General features: G+C 61.3%; 16 protein-coding genes and 2 pseudogenes. 11 read left to right on the forward strand and 7 right to left on the reverse strand.

Translation table 11 applies throughout. The features are described from left to right. Window positions 1-224: 224 nt before the first annotated feature. Window positions 225-875, forward strand: a complete 651-nt coding sequence (gene kynB / locus AB4O23_RS08590) for an arylformamidase (protein WP_065876581.1) — start codon at window positions 225-227, stop codon at window positions 873-875. Further along, window positions 872-1729, forward strand: coding sequence for a tryptophan 2,3-dioxygenase (gene kynA / locus AB4O23_RS08595; protein WP_017531077.1), 858 nt, complete (start codon window positions 872-874; stop codon window positions 1727-1729). The genes kynB and kynA overlap by 4 nt, the downstream gene beginning before the upstream one ends. A 45-nt stretch (window positions 1730-1774) precedes the next feature. On the opposite strand, the gene AB4O23_RS08600 is transcribed toward kynA, so the two are convergent. The 4 genes and pseudogenes from AB4O23_RS08600 to antA all read right to left on the reverse strand — a co-directional run bounded on the left by AB4O23_RS08600 (window position 1775) and on the right by antA (window position 6175). Then, window positions 1775-3178: an amino acid permease gene (locus AB4O23_RS08600; protein WP_065876579.1), complete on the reverse strand. Its 1404-nt coding sequence runs from the start codon at window positions 3176-3178 to the stop codon at window positions 1775-1777. A gap of 70 nt (window positions 3179-3248) precedes the next feature. Next, the gene (gene antC, locus AB4O23_RS08605) at window positions 3249-4256 is read right to left on the reverse strand and encodes an anthranilate 1,2-dioxygenase electron transfer component AntC (protein ID WP_017531075.1); all 1008 of its coding nucleotides are present in this window, start codon (window positions 4254-4256) and stop codon (window positions 3249-3251) included. A 35-nt stretch (window positions 4257-4291) separates the two neighbouring features. Further along, a pseudogene (gene antB / locus AB4O23_RS08610) lies at window positions 4292-4784 on the reverse strand (anthranilate 1,2-dioxygenase small subunit). After that, on the reverse strand, window positions 4784-6175 hold the full coding sequence (gene antA, locus AB4O23_RS08615) for an anthranilate 1,2-dioxygenase large subunit (RefSeq protein ID WP_017531073.1): 1392 nt from the start codon (window positions 6173-6175) through the stop codon (window positions 4784-4786). The pseudogene antB and the gene antA overlap by 1 nt, the downstream one beginning before the upstream one ends. 314 nt (window positions 6176-6489) lie before the next feature. Here antA and AB4O23_RS08620 point away from each other — a divergent pair, with 314 nt between their 5' ends. After that, window positions 6490-7482 carry an AraC family transcriptional regulator gene (locus AB4O23_RS08620; RefSeq protein ID WP_017531072.1) on the forward strand — a complete coding sequence of 331 codons (993 nt, stop codon included), beginning with the start codon at window positions 6490-6492 and terminating at the stop codon, window positions 7480-7482. Window positions 7483-7530: 48 nt separating this feature from the next. Here AB4O23_RS08620 and AB4O23_RS08625 read toward each other — a convergent pair whose 3' ends face one another. Then, a complete protein-coding gene (locus tag AB4O23_RS08625) occupies window positions 7531-8406 on the reverse strand; it encodes a LysR family transcriptional regulator (protein WP_460105836.1) in 876 nt (291 codons plus the stop codon). 114 nt (window positions 8407-8520) lie between these two features. On the opposite strand from AB4O23_RS08625, the gene AB4O23_RS08630 reads away from it, so the two are divergent. The 3 genes and pseudogenes from AB4O23_RS08630 to catA all read left to right on the forward strand — a co-directional run bounded on the left by AB4O23_RS08630 (window position 8521) and on the right by catA (window position 10921). Beyond that, entirely contained in the window at window positions 8521-9648 is a 1128-nt protein-coding gene (locus tag AB4O23_RS08630; protein ID WP_017531070.1) for a muconate cycloisomerase family protein, read from the forward strand. A 12-nt stretch (window positions 9649-9660) separates the two neighbouring features. Then, window positions 9661-9951, forward strand: a complete 291-nt coding sequence (catC, locus tag AB4O23_RS08635) for a muconolactone Delta-isomerase (RefSeq protein ID WP_017531069.1) — start codon at window positions 9661-9663, stop codon at window positions 9949-9951. Between the two features lie 41 nt (window positions 9952-9992). Next, window positions 9993-10921 (forward strand): annotated as a pseudogene (gene catA / locus AB4O23_RS08640) (catechol 1,2-dioxygenase). Between the two features lie 139 nt (window positions 10922-11060). Here catA and AB4O23_RS08645 read toward each other — a convergent pair. Then, window positions 11061-11534, reverse strand: a complete 474-nt coding sequence (locus AB4O23_RS08645) for an Lrp/AsnC family transcriptional regulator (protein ID WP_017531067.1) — start codon at window positions 11532-11534, stop codon at window positions 11061-11063. Between the two features lie 144 nt (window positions 11535-11678). On the opposite strand from AB4O23_RS08645, the gene kynU reads away from it, so the two are divergent. Together kynU and AB4O23_RS08655 are read left to right on the forward strand one after the other, a co-directional pair. Further along, entirely contained in the window at window positions 11679-12929 is a 1251-nt protein-coding gene (gene kynU, locus AB4O23_RS08650; RefSeq protein ID WP_017531066.1) for a kynureninase, read from the forward strand. Window positions 12930-12996: 67 nt separating this feature from the next. Further along, a complete protein-coding gene (locus AB4O23_RS08655; protein ID WP_460150435.1) occupies window positions 12997-14403 on the forward strand; it encodes an amino acid permease in 1407 nt (468 codons plus the stop codon). Here AB4O23_RS08655 and AB4O23_RS08660 read toward each other — a convergent pair. Next, window positions 14349-15245 (reverse strand): LysR family transcriptional regulator, encoded by an 897-nt coding sequence (locus AB4O23_RS08660; protein ID WP_017531064.1) that lies wholly within the window; start codon window positions 15243-15245, stop codon window positions 14349-14351. The two genes, AB4O23_RS08655 and AB4O23_RS08660, sit on opposite strands and share 55 nt — an antisense overlap. A 190-nt stretch (window positions 15246-15435) precedes the next feature. Between AB4O23_RS08660 and AB4O23_RS08665 the strand changes: the two genes are divergently transcribed. From AB4O23_RS08665 to AB4O23_RS08675, 3 genes are all read left to right on the forward strand, one after another. Beyond that, the gene (locus AB4O23_RS08665; protein WP_068933582.1) at window positions 15436-16200 is read left to right on the forward strand and encodes a sulfite exporter TauE/SafE family protein; all 765 of its coding nucleotides are present in this window, start codon (window positions 15436-15438) and stop codon (window positions 16198-16200) included. Between the two features lie 118 nt (window positions 16201-16318). Then, a complete protein-coding gene (locus AB4O23_RS08670) occupies window positions 16319-16909 on the forward strand; it encodes an NAD(P)H-dependent oxidoreductase (protein ID WP_460062880.1) in 591 nt (196 codons plus the stop codon). 30 nt (window positions 16910-16939) lie between these two features. Beyond that, window positions 16940-17836: a LysR family transcriptional regulator gene (locus AB4O23_RS08675; RefSeq protein WP_017531141.1), complete on the forward strand. Its 897-nt coding sequence runs from the start codon at window positions 16940-16942 to the stop codon at window positions 17834-17836. The last annotated feature ends 23 nt before the right edge of the window (window positions 17837-17859 follow it).

Genomic DNA, 17859 nt, shown 5'->3' on the forward strand with positions numbered 1-17859 from the left:
CTGGGATACCCAGAAGCGCAGGCGCATACGGTTCTACTGGCACAGCGAGGACAATGTGGGGGCTTTGGTGGCAGCTCCCCTGTGGTTGGGCGGCACTTTCGAGCGTAAACCAGGCATTTCCTCGCAGTAACTGCGAAAGATTTCCCGCTCTGCGCCAGAATTCGCAAGAAAATTCACGACAGGCCCTCGTATCATTCACTTCAGTAACCGCCGAGAGCCTGCAAATGAACCCAATAAAAACGTGGTGGGATATCAGCCCGCCCTTGAGTACGGCGACCCCGACGTGGCCGGGTGATACGCCGTTCCAGGAAGAGCGCGTGTGGCAGTTCGGCCCCGAGTGCCCGGTGAATGTAGGGCGCATTACCCTGTCGCCGCACACCGGCGCCCATGTGGATGCGCCGCTGCATTACAGCGCCGACGGTGCGCCGATCGGCGAAGTGTCGCTGGATGTGTACATGGGGCCTTGTCGCGTGTTGCATTGCCTGGACAGCGGCGCGCTGGTGCAGCCGCATCAGTTGCAAGGGCGTGTGGATAACTTGCCGGAACGTGTGCTGTTGCGCACTTATCCACAAGCGCCGCTGACCGAGTGGGATTCAAACTTCACCGCCATCGCGCCGCAAACCATCGAGCTGCTCGCCAGCCTGGGCGTGCGCTTGATCGGCATCGATACCCCGTCCCTGGACCCGCAGCAGTCCAAGACCATGGATTCCCACAACGCCGTGGCCCGTCATGGCATGGCGATTCTTGAAGGCATCGTGCTTGATGACGTGCCGGAGGGCGACTACGAGTTGATCGCCCTGCCGCTGCGCTTTGCCAACCTCGACGCCAGCCCCGTCCGCGCAATCCTGCGCCCGCTTCTGGAGCCCACGCGATGAGCCAATGTCCCTTCTCTGCCGATTACCAACCCCCGGAAGAATGGCATAACGCCGAACTGAATTTTTCCGAGTCCATGAGCTATGGCGACTATCTGGACCTGGGCAAAGTGCTCAGTGCCCAGCACCCGCTGTCGCCGGACCACAACGAAATGCTCTTCATCATCCAGCACCAGACCTCCGAGCTGTGGATGAAACTGATGCTCCACGAACTCAAGGCCGCCCGCGAACATGTGCGCCTGGGCGAGTTGCCGCCGGCGTTCAAGATGCTGGCGCGGGTCTCGCGCATCTTTGATCAATTGGTACATGCCTGGGCGGTGCTGGCGACCATGACGCCGTCCGAGTACAAGGCGATCCGCCCGTTCCTGGGGCAGTCGTCGGGGTTCCAGTCGTTCCAGTACCGCGAGATCGAATTTATCCTCGGTAACAAAAGCCCTGCGCTGCTGCGTCCGCACGCCCATCGCCCGGAGCTGCTGCAACAGCTGCAAGTGGCGATTGCCACGCCGTCGCTGTATGACGAGGCGATCAACCTGATGATCAAGGCGGGCCTGGCGATTGATCCGAAGCGTGCCGAGCGCGACCCGACGGCGGCCACGGTGCATGATGAGTCGGTGGAGGCGGCGTGGCGCGAGGTGTATCGCGATCCGAACCGGTATTGGGATTTGTATCAGTTGGCCGAGAAGTTTATCGACCTGGAAGATTCGTTCCGCCAGTGGCGTTTTCGGCATGTGACCACGGTGGAGCGGATTATTGGCTTCCAGCCGGGCACCGGTGGTACCGAAGGCGTGGGGTATCTGCGCAAGATGCTCGACACGGTGTTGTTCCCCGAACTGTGGCGAGTACGCTCTACTCTGTAAACGCAATCAAATGTGGGAGGGAGCAAGCCCCCTCCCACATGGGTATTACTGCGCTGCGGCTACCGCTTTCGCCTTATTCGTGCGCAACCGGTAGGCCATATAGATAACCCCCACCCAAATCGGCATCGCATACACCGACTCGCGGATGCCCGGGATCGCCAGCATCACGCTGATGATCATCAGCATGAACGCCAGGCACAGGTAGTTGCTGAACGGGAACCAGAAGGTCTTGAACGACGGCGTCACGCCTTGCTCGCCCATGGCCTTGCGGAACTTGATGTGGGTGATGCTGATCAGCGCCCAGTTGATCATCAGTGAGGCAACCACCAGCGCAAACAGCAATTCCAGGGCGCTTTGCGGCGCGACGTAGTTGACCACCACGCACAGCATCGTCACCAATGCCGAAATCGCCAGCGCCCGCAGCGGTACGCCCTGCTTGTTGAGCTTCATCAGTGCCTTGGGCGCATCGCCCTGTTCGGCCAGGCCGAACAGCATGCGGCTATTGCAGTACACGCCGCTGTTGTACACCGACAGCGCCGCGGTCAGCACCACGAAGTTGAGGATGTGCGCGGCGGTGTCGTTGCCGATCAGCGAGAAGATCTGCACAAACGGGCTGCCGCTGTAGGCGTCGCCCGAGGCGCCAAGGGTTTGCAGCAGTTGGTCCCATGGGTACAGCGACAGCAGCACGGTCAGGGCACCGACGTAGAAAATCAGGATCCGGTACACCACCTGGTTGATCGCCTTGGGGATCACCTTGCGCGGTTCGCTGGCTTCGGCGGCGGTGATGCCCACCAGCTCCAGGCCACCGAACGAGAACATGATGAACGCCATCGACATCAACAGCCCCATGCCGCCATTGGGGAAGAACCCGCCGTGGCTCCACAGGTTGCTGATGGACGCCTGCGGGCCGCCGGTACCGCTGAACAGCAGGTAGCAGCCGAGCACGATCATGCCGACGATCGCCACGACCTTGATGATCGCGAACCAGAACTCGGTCTCGCCGAAGAACTTCACATTCAGCGTGTTGATCAGGTTCACCGCGACAAAGAACACCAGTGCGCTGACCCAGGTCGGGATTTCAGGCCACCAGAACTGGATGTATTTGCCCACGGCCGTCAATTCGGCCATGCCCACCAGCACGTACAGCACCCAGTAGTTCCAGCCCGCCAGAAAGCCCGCGTAGCCGCCCCAATATTTATGCGCGAAATGGCTGAAGGACCCGGCCACCGGCTCTTCGACGATCATCTCTCCGAGCTGGCGCATGATCAGGAACGCAATGAAACCGGCAATCGCGTAACCGAGGATCATCGACGGCCCCGCCGACTTGAGTACCCCGGCCGAGCCGAGGAACAACCCCGTACCAATCGCCCCTCCCAAGGCGATCAACTGAATATGCCGGTTCTTCAGGCCACGCTTGAGGCCCACCGGGTTAACCATGTCATCCGCCATTAAGGTTCCCTTTTACTTTGTTTTTCTTGGGGTTGATTGCACGCCACACCAGCCCCTCAGTGCTGAGGGGTCAGATATTACTCTGCGTAAACTTTTCGTAATACAGCTGAACGCTATCAAGTGCCTGATCCGCCAACCATTGTTGGATGGATTCAACCATCGGCGGGGGGCCGCACACGTACATATCCGCCGAACTGTCGCGCAAGGGAGCCAGGTCAACATGTTCGGTGAGGTAACCGCGCTTGCCGGCCCACTCGGGTGAGGCGTCGCTGAGCACCTCGGTGTAGCGAAAACCCGCCAGTGTCGAGGCGTAGGCGGCGATGCGCGCGGCCTCGCATAAGTCCTCGGCGCCGCGTACGCCGTAATAGAGGTGCACAGGTTGCTCGCAGCCTGAGGCGACCAGTTCGTCGAGCATGCCCAGCATTGCCGACAAGCCGGTGCCGCCGGCCACCAGCACCAACGGCTGAGTGACGTGGCGCAGGTAGAACGCACCCAAAGGCGCCTCCATCAGCAGCTCGTCGCCGACCTGGCAACGTTCACGCAGATAGTTGCTCATGACCCCGTCCGGCAGCAGGCGGATCAGGAATTGCACTTGATTACCCGGCCGATTGGCGAAGGAGTACGAGCGCCAACTGGATGTGCCCGGCACCGCCAGCCGCGCATATTGGCCCGGCAGAAAATCCAGCGGTGCGTCCAATTGCACCTGCAGGATCGCGGTACTGGCCGATACCAACTGCATTGCGCTCACCGTGCCGCGCACCTGCGCCGGCCCAGGCGCGTTGCACAGGCTCGAATCAAAGTCGAAGTAGAACGTGGCGTCGGACTTTACCCGGGTCTGGCAACTGAGCATTTTGCGCTGTTGCAGGTCGAGGCTGGAAAGCGCTTCGTCGTCCACGTAATCCTGGGTGTATTCGCCGGATTCGCAACGGCCCTGACAGGTGCCGCATACGCCCTCGCGGCAGTCCAGCGGGATCTTGATGCCGTTGCGCAGTGCGGCATCCAGCAGGATCTCATTGGCGCCCACCGGGAAAAACAGGGTCTTGCCGTCGGCAAAACTGAAGGCAACTTTGTGATTCATGGATTGAACTCCGTACAAACGTGCAACAGCCGCGGTCAGAGGTGATAGAAATCCAGCACCGAATTGATGGTGTCGTTGAGCAGCAAGGCATGCTTGCGCGTGATCAACCAGCTGTCGCCATCGGGCTTTAATGTGTAAGTGATCTCGCCCGTAAAACTGCTCCGAGGTCGCCAGCCGATAGAACAACGTGTGCCAGTTCAGCTTCACTTCCAGCGTGCCGCCGGCTTGCTCGGCGATGCGCACGTTGTTGATCAGGTGCACCGTGCGTGGCATCGGCGTGGCCGACGCGGCCTTGCCGGTGCGCAAGCGAAACACGCGGTCTTCCAGGCCGGAACGGTTGGCGTAATAGATCAATGACATCTCGCGCTTGGGGTCACGGGTGTACACGTGTTCCGAGTCCCACTGCGGCAGGTGGAACTCGCTCAGCGGGTCGAACAGCTGCACATAGGCGTCCCAGTCCTGGGCGTCGCACAGCTCGGATTTACGATAAAAAAACTGCTCGATCCGGTATTGCAACTCGGCGTTCATCATTCCACCTCCCGCAGTGTCAGCGCTTGTTTGTCCAGGCCCTTGAGCAGGAACTGTTGCCAGTTGCGGTGCTGGTTGACGTACAGCCCTTCGTGGGTGAATTCGGTGCCGGTCATGGCCGGTTGAATACCGATGGCTTCGCTGTTGGGCGTCGGCCCGGTGGCCCAACGGTGGCTGCCGCGCGAGATGTCGCTCCAGCGCTCCAGGCGGCCCTGGAAACCGCGCTGGGCTTCACGAAATTCCACCAGGTCATCCGGCGTGCCCATGCCCGAGACGTTGAAGAAATCTTCGAACTGGCGAATCCGGTTTTCGCGGTCGGCGTCCGACTCGTTCTTCACCCCCAGGCACTGGCTGATGATCTCGGTCTTGTTCCACGCCACCGGGCGGATGATGCGCAGCTGCGAGCTGATCTGGTCGAGAAAAAACAAGCTGGGGTAGATGTTCAGGTTGCGCAGGCGGTGCATCATCCATTCGGCTTTTTGCTGGCCGTGTTCTTCCACCAGGCGCGGCATGATGGTGGCGTAGCCGGAGCGCACGCTGGGGTTGGGCATGTCGCTGAACAGCACACTGTGGCCATTGTTGAAGGCGAACCAGCCGTCGTCGGTATTCGCATCGCCCGCGCCGAGTTTGCTGTAGTCCAACGTGGTGCCCGAGGCCGTGCCGTTCTCGGTATTCACCTGTTGGCGATGCTGCACCGTGGCCACGTAGTTGTAGTGCACGGTACTGACGTGATAACCGTCCAGGCCGTTTTCGTTCTGCAGCTTCCAGTTGCCGTCGTAGGTGTAGGCGGATTTACCCGGCAGCACTTCCAGCTCGCCAGTGGCGGACTGCGCGACCATCATGTCGAAGAACACTTTGGCGTCGCCGAGGAAGTCTTCCAGGCTGTCGGTGCCGTTCACGTCCAGGCTGATGAACACAAAGCCCTTGTAGCTCTCGATGCGCGCCTTTTTCAGGCCGCGCGTGGCCTTGTCGAAGCCTTCCGGGTATTCCCCCGGCGCCTTGACCTTCACCAGCCGGCCATCGCTCTTGTAGCACCAGGCATGGAAGGGGCAGGTGAAGGTGGACTGGTTGCCCTTGCCGACGCGGGTGAGGGTGGTGCCGCGATGCTGGCAGGCGTTGATCAACGCATTCAGGCGGCCCTCGCCGTCGCGGGTGATGATCATCGGCTGGCGCCCGGCGCGCATTGTCACAAAGTCATGGTTATTGGCCAGTTCGCTTTCGTGGCAGGCGTAGATCCAGTTCTTCTCGAAGATCAATTCCATCTCCAGGTCAAACAGCGCAGGCTCGGTGAACATGTCGCGGGCGATGCGGAACACCTCATCGGCTGGACGAAAATCCAGGCAGCTTTCGATAAAGCTCTTCCACTGCTCGACGCTTCTTGCACCACTCATGGGAGGCACCTTTATTTGATAGGGGCTGATCGGGTGGGGTATTAGAGGCAGCCGGGCAGGGCGCGGGCTATCCGCTTAATGGGGGAAGATGGGCCGCAAAGTTGGGCAGCAAATACTCATAACGGTGCGGCGCGGTGACGCAATGCGCTACCGTCCCGCTGGGCGATTGTGGGAAACGTCTGTGTTTTATCCACATAGTCGGCCGTTGCTATCCACCTGGTTGCCCCCGCGCCGCGTGGCGTGGAACTTGCTGTCCAACAACCGTGACGCGCCGCCAGAGCGCGCAAACGCCTAACCGCCGTGGGTGCCCCCTGATGAGTAGCCAGACACGCGATATCAGTATTCAACGCTTCGACCTTGAAGGCGCTTGCCGCTGGATGTCCGGCATCTGCGGGCCGCACCGCCTGGCGACAAGTACGCCGGAACGCCTGCGTTTTCATCACAGCGCCAACGTATTCAAGTCCCGCGCGACCACCCTGGGCGTGATCGAATACGGCACCGACGTGACCATCGACATCGAAGACGCCGAGCACTTCAGCAGCTACAGCCTGAGCCTGCCGCTGGTGGGCGAGCAGGAACTCTGCAAGAACGGCGAGCGCGTCAGTTCCAACCGCGATCAAGGGGTCATCATCGCGCCCAACGAGCACCAGGTGCTGGCGATTTCCGGTGACTGTCGCAAGCTGCAAGTGGTGATCACCCGGGCGGCGATGAGTGAATCCCTGGAAGGTCTGCTGCAACGGCCCATCGATGCGCCGCTGCGCTTTGAACCGGTGATGGATGCGGTGGACGGCGCGCCGGCCTCGTGGTGGCGCATGGCGCGCTACTTCATCGCCGAGCTGGAACGCAGCAGCGAGTTATACGAACAGGCCGCGTTTACCCGCGACCTGGAAAGCTCGCTGATCAAGGGCCTGATCCTGGCCCAGCCGAACAACTATTCCGAAGAACTGCGCGCTGTCCTCGGCGTGAAACTGCCGCATTACTTGATTCGGGCGCGCCAATACATTCACGACAACGCCCGCGAACCGGTGCATCTGGAAGACCTGGAAGCGGCTGCCGGCGTGTCGCGGTTCAAGTTGTTCGATGCGTTCCGCAAGTACTTCGCGCTGTCGCCCATGGCCTACGTGAAGAAATACCGACTGGTGGGGGTGCGCCAGGACATTCTTGAACAGGGCTGCACGAGCACCATCTCCGAGATCGCCCTGGGCTGGGGGTTTACCCACCTGGGGCGGTTTTCGGCAGAGTACAGAAAGCTGTTCGATGAATCCCCCAGCCAGACGTTGCAGCGCAAGCGCCTGCGCAGTCTTTGAAAGCAATGAAGATCAAAATGTGGGAGGGGGCTTGGCGTTTGAATGAACTCAGATCAGCTCTTCAACCAACTGCAAACAATGCCTCACCCCCGGCGACTGATCATTCACCCTTCGGCTCAGAATAATCGGCGACGTCGCCGTGGCCTCCACCACTGGCGTGTAGCCGATATCCGCCCGATGCAGCACCTGCACCGACGCGGGCACCAGCGTTACGCCCATGCCCGCGCCGACCAGGTCGATGGCGGTTTGCAGTTCGTTGGTCCACTGCGCCACCTTGAGGCTCAAGCCATGGGCGTCGAACAGTGCGATCACGTGGTCGGCATAGCTGGGGCGCGGATTGCCGGGGTACAGCACGAACGGCTCGGCGGCCAATTGGGCGAGGGTGGCGGGCGCGGCGAGCAACGGGTGACCGGCGGGCAACACGGCCACCAACCGGTCCTCCACCAGCACGCGTTGCACGATGGCCGGGTCGTCGATGCGGATCCGCCCAAAACCCACATCGATGCGCCCGGCCTTGAGTGCGTCGACCTGCTGCAACGTGGTCATTTCCGACAGGCCCAACTCCAACTCCAGCGCCTCGTGGGTACGCAGCCGTCGGATCAGCTCGGGCAGCACGCCATACAGCGTCGACGGCGCAAAACCGATGCCCAGCCAGGTTTTTTCGCCCTGGCCGATACGCCGCGTGCTGTCGCAGATTTTGTTCAACTGTTCGAGCAACACATTGGCATGCTCATAGAAGAATCGCCCGGCCTCGGTCAGCCGCAAGGGCCGGCCACGTTCCAGCAGGACCACGCCCAGTTCCTCTTCCAATTGCTGGATCTGCCGGCTCAACGGCGGCTGGGCGATATGCAGGCGTTCGGCGGCGCGGGTGAAGTTGAGGGTTTCGCCCAACACCTGGAAGTAGCGCAGGTGACGCAGTTCCATGACGGCTCCTTTGATACCTTAAAAGTATTGTTCGAGACTAATTCTATATTGGCTGCTTGGAAAGCACGGGCACAGAATCAGCGCAGACCTATAAAGAACCCAACGGGTATTGCCATGCCGATTTGCGCCATCGAGTCGATCGAGACGATTATCGTCGACCTCCCCACCATCCGCCCGCACAAGCTGGCGATGCACACCCTGCAAAACCAGACGCTGGTGATCATCCGCATTCGCTGCGCCGATGGCATCGAAGGCATCGGCGAGTCCACCACCATTGGTGGCCTGAGCTACGGCAACGAAAGCCCCGACAGCATCAAGATCAACATCGACCGGCACTTTGCACCGCTGTTGGTCGGCCAGGACGCCAGCAATATCAACGCCGCCATGTTGCGCCTGGAGCGCAGTATCCGCGGCAATACCTTTGCCAAGTCCGGCGTGGAAAGCGCCTTGCTCGACGCATTGGGCAAACGCCTGAATCTTCCCGTGAGCGAACTGCTCGGCGGCCGTGTGCGAGACGCCTTGCCGGTGGCCTGGACCCTGGCCAGCGGCAATACCGAACAAGACATCGCCGAAGCCGAGAAGATGCTCGACCTGCGCCGCCACCGTATCTTCAAACTGAAGATCGGTGCCGGTGAAGTCAGCCGCGACCTGGCCCACGTCATCGCGATCAAGAAGGCCCTGGGTGAGCGCGCCAGTGTGCGCGTCGACGTCAACCAGGCCTGGGACGAAGCCGTGGCGCTGCGGGCGTGCAAGGTGTTGGGCGATAACGGCATCGACCTGATCGAGCAGCCGATCTCTCGCAACAACCGTGGCGGCATGGCGCGGCTGAACCTGTCGAGCCCGGCGCCGATCATGGCCGATGAGTCCATCGAGTGTGTCGAAGATGCCTTCAACCTGGCCCGTGACGGTGCGGCCTCGGTGTTTGCGCTCAAGATCGCCAAGAATGGCGGCCCGCGTGCCGTATTGCGCACGGCGGCCATTGCCGAAGCGGCGGGTATCGGCCTGTACGGCGGCACCATGCTGGAGGGCGGTATCGGCACCCTGGCCTCGGCCCACGCCTTCCTGACCCTGAACAAACTGGCTTGGGATACCGAGCTGTTCGGCCCGCTTTTGCTCACCGAAGACATCCTCACCGAGCCGCTGGTGTACCGCGATTTCCATCTGCATGTCTCCACCGCGCCGGGCCTGGGCCTGGCCATCGACGAAGAGCGCCTGGCGTTCTTCCGCCGTGATAAACACTAAGAGGCGCCCGCCATGCTGTTCCACGTAAAAATGACTGTGAACCTGCCCGTCGACATGAACCCCGAGCGCGCCGCCCACCTCAAGGCCGACGAAAAAGCGCTTGCCCAGCGGTTGCAACAGGAGGGCAAATGGCGCCACCTGTGGCGCATTGCCGGGCTTTACGCCAACTACAGCGTGTTCGATGTCGATAGCGTGCAGGAACTGCATGACCTGCTGATGCAACTGCCGCTTTACCCTTACATGGCCATCGAAGTGAACGCCCTGTGCCGCCACCCTTCGTCGATCCATGAGGACGACCGTTAAGCCGGTCCTACACCTGATAACTACAAGATGAGGAGTGCACCATGTCCATTCGACTGTCCCAGACTGCCCATGCCCAACAGTTTCTCGAAGAAGCCAGCGGCAACCTTAATGACGGCGGTAACCCGCGCACCAAGGCGCTGATCTACCGCATATTGCGCGACACCGTGAACATCATCGAAGACCTGGAGGTGACGCCCGAAGAGTTCTGGAAGGCAGTCAACTACCTCAACGAACTGGGCAAGAACCAAGAGGCCGGGCTACTCGTCGCCGGGCTGGCCTGGAGCATTACCTGGACATGTTGATGGATGCCGCCGATGAAGAGGCCGGCAAGACCGGCGGCACTCCGCGCACCATCGAAGGCCCGCTGTACGTAGCCGGCGCGCCACTCTCCCAGTACGAAGCGCGCTTGGATGATGGGACCGACGCCGCAGTGCCGCTGTTCATGCGCGGCCAGGTGCGCGATACCAATGGCAAACCGTTGGCCGGCGCGATTGTCGATGTGTGGCAGGCCAATACCGGCGGCACTTATTCCTGGTTCGATGGCACTCAATCGGAGTTCAACCTGCGCCGCCGTATCCAGACCGATGCCCAGGGCAACTACCGTTTTCGCAGCATCGTGCCGTCGGGCTACGGCTGCCCGCCGACCGGTCCGACCCAGCAGTTGCTCGACCAACTGGGGCGCCATGGGCAGCGGCCGGCGCATATCCACTTCTTCATCTCGGCGCCGGGCTATCGGCACCTGACCACGCAGATCAACCTGTCGGACGACCCCTACCTGCACGACGACTTTGCGTATGCGACACGCGATGAATTGATCGCCGAGATCCGCTTCAGTGACGACCAGCAACTGGCGCGGGAGTTTGGGGTGCAAGGGCGCCTCGCGCAGATTGATTTTGATTTTGAGCTGCAGGTGGCTGATGCACCGCTGGAACAGAAACGCATGCAGCGAGTGCGAGCCCTCGAAGACTGATAAGCGCGGTCAAAATATGGGAGGGGCGGTGCGACGATTCGACTTGCTCCCGATAGCAGTGTGTCAGTCACTTAAATGTTTACTGATCCGCCGTTATCGGGAGCAAGCCCCCTCCCACATTTGATCTTTGTTGCTGTCGCTATTTGCGTACGACCAGATCCAGCACCTCATCGCGATCCTTGATCTTCTGCAACACGATCTCCGACCGTATATCCATCACCCCCGCCGTGCGGTTCAGGTGGTTCACGATAAAGTCCGAAAAATGCTTGAGGTTCCTCGCCTGCACCCGCAGCACGTAGTTGCTCGCGCCGGTGATCACATAGGCGCTGGCCACCTCCGGCCAGCCTTGCACTTTCTTGATGAACGTTTCGTGCCAGTCCTCGACATCCTGGCGTAACGACAGGTGCACGATGGCTTCCAGCTCGATGCCCAGTTGCTCGGCATTCAACACCGCGCGGTAACCGCTGATGACTCCCTCGCTCTCCAGAAGGCGCAAACGGCGCAGGCAGGCGGAGGGAGACAGCGCGACTTTTTCCGCCAGTTCCTGGTTGCTGATACGGCCATCCTGTTGCAGGAAATGCAGGAGGCGCAGGTCGGTGGCGTCGAGAATCATGGTTAGAATAAATCCGCGTGTTTAGGTGTTAAATTCGAATTTCCTACAGCTTAATTAGCTTGTTGCCCACCACTTTGCACGAAAATTCTGCAAATCTTCGTTCATTATTTGCTTCGTCTTCACTGATAAGAACCAGGACCTGTCATGACCTCCCGAAGCCATTGCCAAACCCTCGACGCCCAGGACCCGCTGGCGCCTCTGCGCGATCAGTTCGCGCTGCCGGCGGGGGTGATCTACCTTGACGGTAACTCCCTCGGCGCGCGCCCGGTGGCCTCGCTGGCGCGGGCGCAACAGGTGATCGCCGAGGAGTGGGGCAATGGCTTGATCCGCAGTTGGAACAGCGCCGGCTGGGCCGACCTGTCGCTGCGCCTGGGCAATCGCCTGGCCCCCCTGATCGGCGCGGGTGCGGGCGAAGTGGCGATCACCGATACCACGTCGATCAACCTGTTCAAAGTACTCAGCGCCGCCTTGACCGTGCAGCGCCAACGCGAACCCGCGCGCAAGGTGATCGTCAGCGAAGCGAGCAACTTTCCCACCGACCTGTACATCGCCGAAGGCCTGGCCGAGCTGCTGCAACAGGGCTATTGCCTGCGTCTGGTGAACAGCCCGGACGAACTGCCCCAGGCGATCGACGCCGACGTGGCGGTGGTGATGCTTACCCACGTCAACTACAAAACCGGCTACATGTACGACATGCAGGCGCTCACTGCCCTGAGCCATGAGTGCGGCGCCCTGAGCATCTGGGACCTGGCGCATTCGGCTGGCGCGGTGCCTATCGACCTGCGCGCCGCCGGGGCGGATTACGCCATTGGCTGTACCTACAAATACCTCAACGGCGGGCCCGGTTCCCAGGCGTTCGTATGGGTCAACCCGGCGTTGGTCGACCAGGTGCGTCAGCCGCTGTCGGGCTGGTTCGGGCATACCCGGCAGTTCGCCATGGAGTCCAACTACGCGCCGAGTGCCGGCATCGCCCGCTACCTGTGCGGTACCCAGCCGATCACTTCGCTGGCCATGGTCGAGTGCGGGCTGCAGATTTTTGAACAGACCGACATGGCCTGCCTGCGCCGTAAATCCCTGGCGTTGACGGACCTGTTTATCGCGTTGGTCGAAGCGCGTTGCGCCGCCCATGGTCTTGTGCTGATCACCCCGCGTGAACACGCCCGGCGCGGCAGCCATGTGAGCTTCGAACATCCTGAAGGTTATGCGGTGATCCAGGCGCTGATCGCGCGCGGGGTGATCGGCGATTACCGCGAGCCGCGCATCATGCGCTTTGGGTTTACGCCGCTCTACACCCGTTTCAGTGAGGTGTGGGACGCGGTGGAAATCCTCGGTGAAATCCTCGATGAAAGCACCTGGGACCAACCGCAGTTCAAAGTGCGCCACAGCGTCACCTGAATTAGACACAGGGGATCGGCGCCAATATCCAAACAGTGCAATCACAATAATAAAGAGGCACACCAACGTGACCACGCCAGACCAAGGCTTTGCAGAAATCACCCACCGCGAACTGGGCCTGAGGCGCCAGCTCACTTCTGGCCAGATGAGCATGATCGCCATCGGTGGCGCCATCGGCACCGGGCTGTTCATGGGCAGTGCCTATGCCATCGGCTATGCCGGGCCCAGCGTGCTGGTGAGCTACGCCATCGGCGCATTGATCACCTTGCTATTGATGGGCTGCCTGGCGGAGATGACGGTGGCGCATTCCACCTCGGGGTCGTTTGGCGCGTACGCCGAGTTCTACATCAGCCCACTCGCCGGGTTCCTGGTGCGTTATGCGTACTGGGCGGCGATTGTGCTGGCGGTGGGCGCCGAGGTCACGGCGGTGGCGATGTACATGAAGTACTGGTTCGCCAACGTGCCGGAGTGGGTGTGGATCGTGGCGTTTTCCAGTGTGCTGATTGTGCTCAACGCCATCAGCGTGAAGACCTTCGGCAATTTTGAATACTGGTTCTCCACCATCAAGATCAGCGCGATTGTCGGCTTCATCATCCTGGCGGTGTACGTGGTGTTCGGTTCCGGCAACCCGGAATACGGCGTGCATCACTACACGGCTCACGGCGGTTTTTTCCCGCATGGGTTGAGCGGCATGTGGATCGCGGTGATCGTATCGATCTTCAGCTACCTCAGCGTCGAAATGATTGCCGTGGCCGCCGGTGAAGCCGCCGACCCGGAGCAGGCCGTGAAGAAGGCCTTTCGCGCCACCATCGTGCGCCTAGTGGTGTTTTACCTGCTGACCCTGGCGCTGATGCTGGCCATCGTGCCGTGGAACCAGGCCGGTCAGGCCCAGAGCCCGTTCGTCACGGTGATGCAGACCATCGGCATTCCCGGCGCTACCGGGGTGATGAACTTCGTGATCCTGATTGCCGCGTTGTCGGCGATGAACAGCCAGCTCTACATCACCACGCGCATGATGTTCAGCTTGTCCCGCGCCGGCTTTGCGCCCAAGTCCATGGGCGCCCTGACCAAGAGCGGCATCCCGTTGAACGCGTTGCTGCTGTCCAGCTCGGGCATTGCGCTGGCGACCTTGCTCAACGTGCTGTACCCGCAAAGCTCGTTCACCCTGATGATGGCGATCTCGATGTTTGGCGCGATCTTCACCTGGTTCATGATCTTTCTCACGCACCTGTTCTTCCGCCGCTATCGCAAGCGCCATGGCGGGGCGAAGTTGTCCTTCGAGCTGCGCCTGTTTCCCTACAGTACGCTGCTGGCCTCGGTGCTGATGGGCGCGGTGATGATCACCACGTATTTCACCGACGCGTTCAGGATGACCTTGGTCTTTGGCGTGCCGTTCCTGTTGATTCTGAGCGCGGTGTATTACGGGTTTTTCCGCAAGGGCAGGGCCAAGGCCTCGAACAAGGCTTTGGCGTAACCCGGCAACTGCTCGAACGAACGCGCGCAGAGCAACAACTGGCGGCAGGCCCAGCCTTCTTGCAGAGGCTGGGCCGTGAAGGCGCGTTGCAACGGCCAGCGGTCCAGTGCCGCCTGGGGCACGATGCCCAGGCCCGCGCCCCGGGCGACCATGCGAATCACCCCCTCAAACCCCTCGGCACGGACGCGCGTCTGCAAGCGAAAGCCGGCGTGCAGCGCTTGTTCCTCCAGGTACGACGCGAGTGCACTGTGGGCGGCCAGGCCGACGTAATCGTGTGACAGGCTGTCGATAAAACTCACCGTTTTATTCGCCAGGGGATGCTCCAGGGGCAGGATCAGCACCAGCGGGTCATCGCGAAAGGGCAATGTCTGCAAGCCATGGGTGTCGACGGCGTCGGAAATAATCCCCAGGTCCGCCGTGCCCTGGCGCAGGGCCTGGGTGATACGCAGGCTGGGCAACTCCTGCAGGTCGATCTCAAGGTTGGGGTGTTCGCACAGAAAGTCCGCCAGCAGTTCCGGCAGGTATTCCGTCAGCGCCGTGGTGTTGCACAGCAGGCGCACCTGGCCTTTGATGCCCTTGGCGTACTCGGCCAGGTCCTGTTGCAAATGGTCGGCCTGTTGCAGCAGCAGACGCGCGTGGCGGGCCAGCGCCTTGCCCGCGGCGGTTGGCGTGACGCCACGGCGACCGCGCGCCAGCAACTCGATGCCCAGCGACGCTTCCATGGCGCGAATGCGGGCGCTGGCGGCGGCCAGGGATAAATGGCTGCGGCCGGCGCCGGCGGTGATATTGCCGGTGTCGAGGGTGTGCAGGTATAGGCGCAGGTCGATCAGGTCAAAGTGCATGGCTGGGGTTCTCGAATGGCGTTACTGGCCTCATCGGGGGCAAGTCCCTTCCCACATGTTGATTTGCGAATACATTCAAATGTGGGAGGGAGGCTTGCCCCCGATGAGGCCCTCAGCCTCACATAAAACAAGAGGCTGCCTCAGTATATGGCGAATATCCAGCCCAGCTCCAAACCCGCACAATCGCCCCATGAATACCTTCCTCGCGCTCTACCAAAACCTCGGCCCCGCCCTGACTTTGCTGGTGATCGGCACCTTCCTGCTGGCCGGCACCGTCAAGGGTGTGATCGGCCTGGGCTTGCCGACTGTCGCAATGGGCCTGCTCGGCCTGGCTATGCTGCCGGCGCAGGCTGCGGCGTTGCTGATCATTCCGTCAACGGTGACCAACCTGTGGCAACTGGCATTCGGCGGCCACCTGAGTGGCTTGCTCAAGCGGCTGTGGCCAATGCTCGTGCTGATTTTCCTCGGCACGGGGCTTGGCACGGTGTGGCTGGGCATGGATGGCGGGCGTTGGGTGGTGCGGGCGCTGGGCGGTGCACTGCTGTTGTACGCGCTGAGCGGGTTGTTCCTGCCCGCCTTCAGGGTCAAGCCTGAAACCGAGCGCTGGCTGGCCCCGCTGTGTGGGCTGGTCACTGGCGTGATCACCTCAACGACCGGGGTGTTTGTGATTCCTGCGGTGCCGTACCTGCAAGCGCTGGGCTTGAATCGCGATCAACTGGTGCAGGCGTTGGGGCTGTCGTTCAGCGTGTCGACGCTGGCGCTGGCGGCGGGGTTGGCCTGGCGCGGCATGCTGGGCACGGGTGAAATCAGCGCCTCGCTGCTGGCGCTGGTGCCGGCGCTGTTGGGCATGTGGCTGGGCCAGGCACTGCGCCAGCGCATCAGTGCGGTGCTGTTCAAGCGCCTGTTTTTTATCGGCATGGCACTGTTGGGCGGGCATCTGCTGATCAGCGGTTAACAATGCGCTGGGTATTCGTGCTTTTTGGTCAAAGGTATTTTGCCGCGTGGCGGCTTATTCCCAGGGGCTGAGGTCGATAGTCTGCGTCCAGACATTTCAACCTTCTGGATGCCCTCCCATGAAAAAAGTACTCCTGCTCAACGGCGGCAAAAAGTTCGCCCACTCCGATGGCCGCTACAACAACACCCTGCATGATGCCGCGTTGGCCGTGCTGGACCGTGGCGGCGTCGACGTCAAGGTCACGCACATCGACCAGGGCTACGACGTGGCTGAAGAGGTCGCCAAGTTTCTCTGGGCCGACGTGATCATCTACCAGATGCCCGGCTGGTGGATGGGCGCACCGTGGATCGTCAAGAAATACATCGACGAAGTCTTTACCGAAGGCCACGGCAGCCTGTATGCCAGCGACGGTCGTACGCGTTCCGATGCCTCGCAGAAGTACGGCAGTGGCGGTCTTATTCAGGGCAAGCAGTACATGCTCTCGCTGACCTGGAATGCACCGCAGCAAGCCTTCGACGACCCGAGCGATTTCTTCGAGGTCAAGGGCGTGGATGCGGTGTACTTCCCGTTCCACAAGGCCAATGAGTTCCTCGGCATGCGCCGCCTGCCGACCTTCCTCTGCGTGGACGTGATGAAACGCCCGGCGATCGAGGCCGACGTGGCGCGCTACGAGCAGCATCTGGCGCAGGTGTTCAGCCTCTCGGTGTAAGCTGCGCGCAACCTACACCGAGGACCGCCCATGAAAGCCCGATCCGATGAGCTACAGACCTTCGTCAGCGTGATCGAGTGCGGCTCGATTTCCGCTGCGGCGGAGCAGGTCGGGCAGACGCCCTCGGCGGTCAGCCGCACGTTGTCGCGTCTGGAAGCCAAGCTCGACACCACGCTGATCAACCGCACCACACGGCGCATGGACCTGACCGAGGAGGGCAAGTACTTTTTCGAGCAGGCCAAGCTGATCCTGGCGCAGATGGATGAGCTGCAAGAGCGCATGTCATCGCGCCGCCAGAACCCCGCCGGGCGCTTGCGCATCAACGCTGCCGTGCCATTCATGCTGCATGGGATCGTGCCGTACATCGCCGAGTTTCGCAGCCTCTACCCGGATATCCAGCTGGAGCTGAACAGCGATGACCTGATCATCGACCTGCTTGAGCAAAGCACCGACATCGCCATTCGCATCGGTGCCCTGGCGGATTCCACCCTGCACGCACGCTCACTTGGCTGCACCCCGTTGCACATCCTCGCCAGCCCCGGTTACCTCAAGCAGTACGGCGCACCGCAGGCCGTTGCCGAACTGGCGGAACACACGTTGCTTGGCTTCACCCACACCGAAACCCTCAACCACTGGCCGTTGCGCCATGGGGAGGGCGACCGCTGGCTGATCGAACCGGGTATTGCTGCGTCCAGCGGTGAAACCCTGCGTCAGTTGGCGCTGGAAGGGCAGGGCATTTGTTGCCTGTCGAACTTCATGACCAGCGCCGACATCGACGCCGGGCGCCTGGTGCCGGTGCTGGAGGCGTTCAACAGTGGCTATCGCCAGCCGATCCATGCGGTGTTCTATCGCAACTCGCAGTTGGCGTTGCGGATCCAGTGCTTCCTGGACTTTATCCAGGCCAAGTTGGCGCGGTATGCCTGCTGAATGGGCGGCTACCGGGTTCATCT

It is taken from the genome of Pseudomonas sp. H2_A10 (assembly GCF_054680085.1).

What these genes read in the sequence shown, in the direction of transcription:
- kynB (WP_065876581.1), top strand. Translation starts at nt 225, where the DNA reads ATGAACCCAATAAAAACGTGGTGGGATATCAGCCCGCCCTTGAGTACG.
- kynA (WP_017531077.1), top strand. Translation starts at nt 872, where the DNA reads ATGAGCCAATGTCCCTTCTCTGCCGATTACCAACCCCCGGAAGAATGG.
- AB4O23_RS08600 (WP_065876579.1), bottom strand. Translation starts at nt 3,178, where the DNA reads ATGGCGGATGACATGGTTAACCCGGTGGGCCTCAAGCGTGGCCTGAAG.
- antC (WP_017531075.1), bottom strand. Translation starts at nt 4,256, where the DNA reads ATGAATCACAAAGTTGCCTTCAGTTTTGCCGACGGCAAGACCCTGTTT.
- antA (WP_017531073.1), bottom strand. Translation starts at nt 6,175, where the DNA reads ATGAGTGGTGCAAGAAGCGTCGAGCAGTGGAAGAGCTTTATCGAAAGC.
- AB4O23_RS08620 (WP_017531072.1), top strand. Translation starts at nt 6,490, where the DNA reads ATGAGTAGCCAGACACGCGATATCAGTATTCAACGCTTCGACCTTGAA.
- AB4O23_RS08625 (WP_460105836.1), bottom strand. Translation starts at nt 8,406, where the DNA reads ATGGAACTGCGTCACCTGCGCTACTTCCAGGTGTTGGGCGAAACCCTC.
- AB4O23_RS08630 (WP_017531070.1), top strand. Translation starts at nt 8,521, where the DNA reads ATGCCGATTTGCGCCATCGAGTCGATCGAGACGATTATCGTCGACCTC.
- catC (WP_017531069.1), top strand. Translation starts at nt 9,661, where the DNA reads ATGCTGTTCCACGTAAAAATGACTGTGAACCTGCCCGTCGACATGAAC.
- AB4O23_RS08645 (WP_017531067.1), bottom strand. Translation starts at nt 11,534, where the DNA reads ATGATTCTCGACGCCACCGACCTGCGCCTCCTGCATTTCCTGCAACAG.
- kynU (WP_017531066.1), top strand. Translation starts at nt 11,679, where the DNA reads ATGACCTCCCGAAGCCATTGCCAAACCCTCGACGCCCAGGACCCGCTG.
- AB4O23_RS08660 (WP_017531064.1), bottom strand. Translation starts at nt 15,245, where the DNA reads ATGCACTTTGACCTGATCGACCTGCGCCTATACCTGCACACCCTCGAC.
- AB4O23_RS08665 (WP_068933582.1), top strand. Translation starts at nt 15,436, where the DNA reads ATGAATACCTTCCTCGCGCTCTACCAAAACCTCGGCCCCGCCCTGACT.
- AB4O23_RS08670 (WP_460062880.1), top strand. Translation starts at nt 16,319, where the DNA reads ATGAAAAAAGTACTCCTGCTCAACGGCGGCAAAAAGTTCGCCCACTCC.
- AB4O23_RS08675 (WP_017531141.1), top strand. Translation starts at nt 16,940, where the DNA reads ATGAAAGCCCGATCCGATGAGCTACAGACCTTCGTCAGCGTGATCGAG.